Origin of the sequence: Microcystis sp. M_OC_Ca_00000000_C217Col (assembly GCF_007095585.1) — a bacterium.
Taxonomy (GTDB): Bacteria; Cyanobacteriota; Cyanobacteriia; order Cyanobacteriales; family Microcystaceae; genus Microcystis; species Microcystis panniformis.
In genome coordinates this window covers 1-5,409 of sequence record NZ_SFBV01000242.1, presented here as the reverse complement: position 1 = coordinate 5,409, position 5,409 = coordinate 1, and the positions used below count along the sequence as shown (strand labels likewise).

Sequence of the window (5,409 nt, the reverse complement as noted above, 5' to 3'; positions counted from 1 at the left end):
TATCAGTTATCAGTTATCAGTTATCAGTTATCAGTTATCAGTTATCAGTTATCAGTTATCAGTTATCAGTTATCAGTTATCAGTTATCAGTTATCAGTTATCAGTTATCAGTTATCAGCTTTTTTCTCCTGCTCCCATATCCCCATCTCCCCCCGCAACGCGCATGAAGTGGTCTCCCCATCTCCCCAATTCATAATTCATAATTCATAATTCCCAACCCCTAATTGACTAACAAGAGGTTAAATACTATGTCTAACAACAATTCTGAACGAGTAGTGCGTCGTGGTCGAGTTTTTCCGGAGATTCAATCTACCGAGGAAGAAAAGGCCAAACATCGCGCCCGACAATTAGAATTTTATCATCGTTGTTGGCCGATTTTTCAGAGTTTACAGCCCCGGTTAATGAAACATTATTATGGTTGGTACATTGCGATCGAACCCGATAGCGGCGATTATTTTATCGATCCCGACAAAGAAGTGGCCAGTAAAAAAGCAAGGGCAAAATATCCCGACAAAATCCATCATATCTTTGGCATTAATGAAACTGGAGTTAGTGGCAGAATATGATGGAAGGGAGATTTGGAGAAAATGGTCAAATTTATTTTGATATCGATTTAGTCAGCCCTAATGGTCTGGTGTTACCTGTAGAAGCTATGCTAGATACTGGTTTCACGGAGTTTTGTGTTATGAATGACCAAGATGCTCGCAGTCTTGAATGGCCATTTTTAAACCAAGATAAGTTACGCACTGCCCAAGGAGAAGCATTTTTTGATATATATTTAGGCAGAGTAAGAATTGATGGTCAGGAATACGAAATTCCCGTCTTTGCAGGGGAGGCAATTCAGGAGATTTTGTTAGGTTCCCAGTGGCTCAAACAATTTATCTTAGTAGCTAATTATCAACAAACACAGGTGACATTAGGATAATGACAAAAAAGGCGATTATTTTACTTTCTGGGGGATTAGATTCAGCGACAACAGCAGCGATCGCTTTAGCTGCTGGTTATCAATTAATCGCCCTTTCCTTTCGTTATGGACAAAGACACGAGCGGGAATTAGCAGCGGCGAAAAAAATTGCTAATTTCCTCGATATTAAAGAACATCATCTGATCGAAGTCAATCTATCTTTGTGGGGAGGTTCCGCTTTAACGGATCAATCTATTGCTATTCCCCAAGAGGGAATTAACCCGAATATTATCCCGATTACCTATGTGCCGGGGAGAAATACAGTTTTTATTTCGATCGCTCTTTCTTTAGCAGAAGCAAGGGAAGCGGAGGCGATATATTTAGGAATTAATGCGGTGGATTATTCCGGTTATCCCGATTGTCGTCCCCAGTATTTAGAGGCCTTTCAAACTTTAGCTAATTTATCATCGAAAGCGGGTTTAGAAGGGAAAGCACCCCAATTAATTGCCCCTTTGGTGATGGATAGTAAGGTAGATATCGTCCGTCGTGCCGTTAGTTTAGGGGTTCCCATTGCTGATACTTGGTCTTGTTATCAAGGAGAAGTTGAACCCTGCGGTTTATGCGATTCCTGTCGCATCAGAGATCAGGCTTTAATTGAGGCCGGTTATCCCGAATTAGCCACTCCCCTGTTGAAACAGTCGGGGAAAATAGGGAGGATAGTGAAAAATGGAGATAATCTAGGCAATTAAATGTTCAATAAGGATTTTACTGCCGATTAATATTAAAACTAAACCGCCGAGAATTTCCACCTTTTGGCTAAATAAATTACCGAATTTATGCCCGATAAAAACAGCTATAAAACATAAAGCAAAGGTAATAGAACCGATGACAGTGCAAGCTAAAAGTAAGGGAGTTTTAATCATCGATAAACCCAAACCAACTACTAAAGCATCGATGCTAGTAGCGATCGCTAATCCGATTAAAGTATAGGAATCTAGAGGATTAAATTTTTTTTCCTCGTCATCATTTTGAACAGCTTCGTAGATCATTTTACTGCCGATCGCCCCTAAAATAATAAAAGCGATCCAGTGGTCAAAAGAGGCGAGGAAATCGCGACAAGTTAGACCAATACCCCAACCGATCATCGGCATAATCGCTTGAAATCCCCCAAAAAACAAAGCAATTTTCAAAGCCTTATTAACATGAATATGACGAATCATCAGGCCACTGGTCAGAGAAACGGCCACGGCATCGGCGGCTAATCCCACGGCTACAAAGGAAATGGTCAAAAGTTCGAGTGAAGTAAACATCTATATTTGTTTATCCTTATAATTTCCCCTTATCTTAACTAATTTTTCCCCAAAAAACTTTCATATTTATCTCATGATCCTCTCATTTATCAGTAGGTAGGCGTTAAAAGTTGTCAGATCCCCCCGCCTATCGGCACCCCCCTTATCAAGGGGGGCAGGGGGGATCGAACCTAAAATCCATTTTTAATTTAATTATAACCAGCTACTTAATTAGTGAGAGGATCGAATTGAAAACGTTTAAAAGCATATTACTGGTTCCTCACCGATCGCCTGCACCTGATCGATCGCTTCTGGGGTAAAACTGATGATATCCTCAGCTTATAGGACTTTTGCGCCCGCTACTGCGATTTTATCAGGAAATTCAGCCGTAGGAGTCCGACTAACCGGTTTTCGGAGTTAACCAACCAATGCTGCTGTTTCATAAATTCCCCCGAATTTTTTCCCAGACAAAGTTAAGGAAGATACCTTTTTCCCATCATCGATCATCCCATCTGCTTTTAAGGTGGCTAACGCTACCATATAGGAAAAGTGCCAAGTAAAAAATCATGATAATTTCGAGAATTACCGGAGAATGAGGTGGGAGAGAACGGTGATAAAATTAGCTAATTGACTCCCCTAACTTAAACACCCCATAACCGCTCACCGAAAACATGGCTGACTTTTTTAACACCTATGGTTTTTTAATTGTTTCAATGATATTTGGAGCCAGCTTAGGCCTTTCAGTTTATCTGCCCTTAATGGCCGGTCAATTATCCTTAGCAACCCCCGGTTTTTACGCTTTAGGTGGTTATGTGGCTGCCATTCTTTCCACGAAAGTTTTTACTAATACCGGTAGCAATTATCCCCTGGCTTTGGTCTTTTTAGAAATGTTAATTGCTGGCATTATTGCGGGAATATTAGCCATAGTTTTAGGTATTCCTGTTCTCCGTTTGCGAGGTATTTATTTAGCTATTGCCACGATCGCTTGGGTAGAAATTTTGAGAATTATTGCCCTTAATCTCGAGATAACCGGCGGTGCGGTCGGTATTTTTGCCATTCCCCAACCTTTCACCACTCAATTAGCCTACCTTTGGCTGGCTTTGCCCCTCTTATTCCTAACTATGCTGTTTCTCTACCGGTTAGAAAACATCAAAATTGGTCGGGCATTTAATGCCATTCGTGCCGATGAATTGGCCGCTGCGTCCATGGGAATTAATCCCACCTATCACAAAGTTTTATCCTTCACTTTCGGGGCGGTTTTAGCGGCAGTTGTGGGAGCGGTAAGCGCCCATTTTCTCAATACTTGGAATTCTCGTCAGGGAACTTTTGATGCCAGTATTATTTTCTTGGCTTTCGTTTTAATTGGTGGTTCAAGAACTTTTGTCGGGCCGGTGGTGGGAGGCATTGTTTTAACTGCTTTGCCCGAAGTTTTACGCGCCCTCGGTGGCGTGAATGGTTTACCAATTTGGTTAGGTAATTTCTTGCGCGATGGTCGTTTGATTATTTTTGGAATTTTAATTGTTTTGGGAACTATTTTTTATCCCCAAGGCTTAATTACACCTGAATTAATCAAAAAACTAATGCCTTTTAAAAGACGTTCCTCTCTTAGTCAAGTTGATTCCTAATTACAGTGATCAGTGATCAGTTATCAGTGATCACTGATCAGATTTTAGTTTTCAGGTAATTGATTACTGTTTACTGTTCACAGCAAAAAACTCCCCAGTCCCTACTCCTGTCTCCTAACCCACCCTGCTGATACGGATATCCCCCTTCCGGCTAATGTAAAGAAAACGTTACAGCCGTAGGTTGGGTTGAGCTATTATTATTGAGCAGGTATTACCAATCGGCTCAAAAGGCGAAACCCAACCAAGATTGTGAAAATATTCCAGGAAGTTGTTGGGTTTCCTTGGGTCAACCCAACCTACGAGTTTTACTGAATGAAGGGGCATTTATGGTATTTTTAGAAACAATTTAGCCAGCTTTTGTGGTTTCTTTTTCGGTAGATTGGGAAGGTTTTAGTTTGCGTTTGAAGAAAATACCATACAAGATCATGTTATCGCACTAAGGGAAAATTTTATAAATTTCTTGGCGATGAGCAACTCGTTGATAGATAATGGTTTGATGATTTGACCTCTCCCCCAACCCCTCTGGGAGCAGGAGAGGGGAGTTAGTCTGGATTCATTGGTAGCCTTATTCGTCTTCGTTTCTTAAAGGTATAATTCCTTTAAGAATCTTTCCTCTAATAATCAAATAGGCAGGAAAACAATACACCCAAAGTAGAAATACAAACAAAAAAACTGACCATGAATTACCAAATGATGGTACGAATGATCCTGTAATTTTATACTTATGAAGTTCTATTCTATGGGAATCAATTGCTGCCCAAAGTGCTGTCACTAAGACAACTCCACCCATGATAGAAATTCCTGTAATCTTGTCAAGACCAATGACAACAACCAAAATCAACAATGTTAGTAAAAGTGAATTTCTCCAACCCATAATGAATATTAATCTTTTTAGTAGTGTTTCTATCGAATCGAGATAGACTCGCGCATCCTTGCCCATGCCATTGTTGAAATTGCGGGTAGTGCGATCGCTTCTTCGTAGCTAGGTAAAGCAACACCCCAACCCAACACCAAAGGGAGATAGCGGAAGCATACACACTACCCCCACAACTGTAGCAAAAGTTACAATTTAATAAATCTTTATATTCTTCTCCCTAGCTTAGGGATTCACAGGGGAAAGAGTTTCAGGTATTTTCCCCTGTTTTACTGCTTCTCAGGCGACCTATCGCCTTCCGTGAGGGATTGTGGCGCGGTGTGTCAGATTCGGTAATAGGGTTCAAAATTTCGCTAACCGCTACTTGAGCCATAGCGTTTTCCCTTAAGCAGAATTCACGCCGCCTCCAGTTCATAATGCAATACCAGAAGCTCATCAGAGCAACTCGATTCGCAATTGGCGGCCTATCACAGAAGCCGCCCCTCGGCTGATGTAAAAGATGACCCGTGCGATGCGCCCGCCAGTAGGGGCAATTCATGAATTGCCCCTACTCCCCACCTTCTGTTGTCTTTGTCCTCTAGTGTTATCAGAGTGATAAATTCTTGACATCCTCACCGCCGTAAACGGACGGTGATTCCCAAACCTCACGATTTAGGTTTCTGCTTCTTTCCCTTGCGGGGTTCCGCACCTGCCTGAACAGATTTACTCTGTTCTGGT

At 41.4% G+C, this 5,409-nt stretch carries 7 protein-coding genes; 5 read left to right on the top strand and 2 right to left on the bottom strand.

What is annotated here, in order from left to right; translation table 11 throughout:
- The 4 genes from EWV66_RS14970 to queC all read left to right on the top strand — a co-directional run.
- Window positions 1–196, top strand: a 196-nt coding sequence (locus EWV66_RS14970) for a hypothetical protein (protein WP_287107938.1), incomplete at its 5' end; no start/stop codon positions are given.
- A 52-nt stretch (window positions 197–248) separates the two neighbouring features.
- The gene (locus EWV66_RS14965; RefSeq protein ID WP_046661710.1) at window positions 249–566 is read left to right on the top strand and encodes a hypothetical protein; all 318 of its coding nucleotides are present in this window, start codon (window positions 249–251) and stop codon (window positions 564–566) included.
- The gene (locus EWV66_RS14960) at window positions 563–925 is read left to right on the top strand and encodes an aspartyl protease (protein ID WP_052277314.1); all 363 of its coding nucleotides are present in this window, start codon (window positions 563–565) and stop codon (window positions 923–925) included. Before EWV66_RS14965 ends, EWV66_RS14960 begins: the two co-directional genes overlap by 4 nt.
- Window positions 925–1,653, top strand: a complete 729-nt coding sequence (gene queC / locus EWV66_RS14955; protein ID WP_052277313.1) for a 7-cyano-7-deazaguanine synthase QueC — start codon at window positions 925–927, stop codon at window positions 1,651–1,653. Before EWV66_RS14960 ends, queC begins: the two co-directional genes overlap by 1 nt.
- On the opposite strand, the gene EWV66_RS14950 is transcribed toward queC, so the two are convergent.
- Complete coding sequence (locus EWV66_RS14950; RefSeq protein ID WP_002789282.1) at window positions 1,642–2,214, bottom strand: manganese efflux pump MntP; 573 nt, start codon at window positions 2,212–2,214, stop codon at window positions 1,642–1,644. The two genes, queC and EWV66_RS14950, sit on opposite strands and share 12 nt — an antisense overlap.
- 650 nt (window positions 2,215–2,864) lie before the next feature.
- Here EWV66_RS14950 and EWV66_RS14945 point away from each other — a divergent pair.
- A complete protein-coding gene (locus tag EWV66_RS14945; RefSeq protein ID WP_052277311.1) occupies window positions 2,865–3,818 on the top strand; it encodes a branched-chain amino acid ABC transporter permease in 954 nt (317 codons plus the stop codon).
- 565 nt (window positions 3,819–4,383) lie between these two features.
- On the opposite strand, the gene EWV66_RS14940 is transcribed toward EWV66_RS14945, so the two are convergent.
- A complete protein-coding gene (locus tag EWV66_RS14940; RefSeq protein WP_249264871.1) occupies window positions 4,384–4,692 on the bottom strand; it encodes a hypothetical protein in 309 nt (102 codons plus the stop codon).
- Window positions 4,693–5,409: the final 717 nt, after the last annotated feature.

What these genes read in the sequence shown, in the direction of transcription:
- EWV66_RS14950 (WP_002789282.1), bottom strand. Translation starts at nt 2,214, where the DNA reads ATGTTTACTTCACTCGAACTTTTGACCATTTCCTTTGTAGCCGTGGGA.
- EWV66_RS14960 (WP_052277314.1), top strand. Translation starts at nt 563, where the DNA reads ATGATGGAAGGGAGATTTGGAGAAAATGGTCAAATTTATTTTGATATC.
- EWV66_RS14965 (WP_046661710.1), top strand. Translation starts at nt 249, where the DNA reads ATGTCTAACAACAATTCTGAACGAGTAGTGCGTCGTGGTCGAGTTTTT.
- queC (WP_052277313.1), top strand. Translation starts at nt 925, where the DNA reads ATGACAAAAAAGGCGATTATTTTACTTTCTGGGGGATTAGATTCAGCG.
- EWV66_RS14940 (WP_249264871.1), bottom strand. Translation starts at nt 4,692, where the DNA reads ATGGGTTGGAGAAATTCACTTTTACTAACATTGTTGATTTTGGTTGTT.
- EWV66_RS14945 (WP_052277311.1), top strand. Translation starts at nt 2,865, where the DNA reads ATGGCTGACTTTTTTAACACCTATGGTTTTTTAATTGTTTCAATGATA.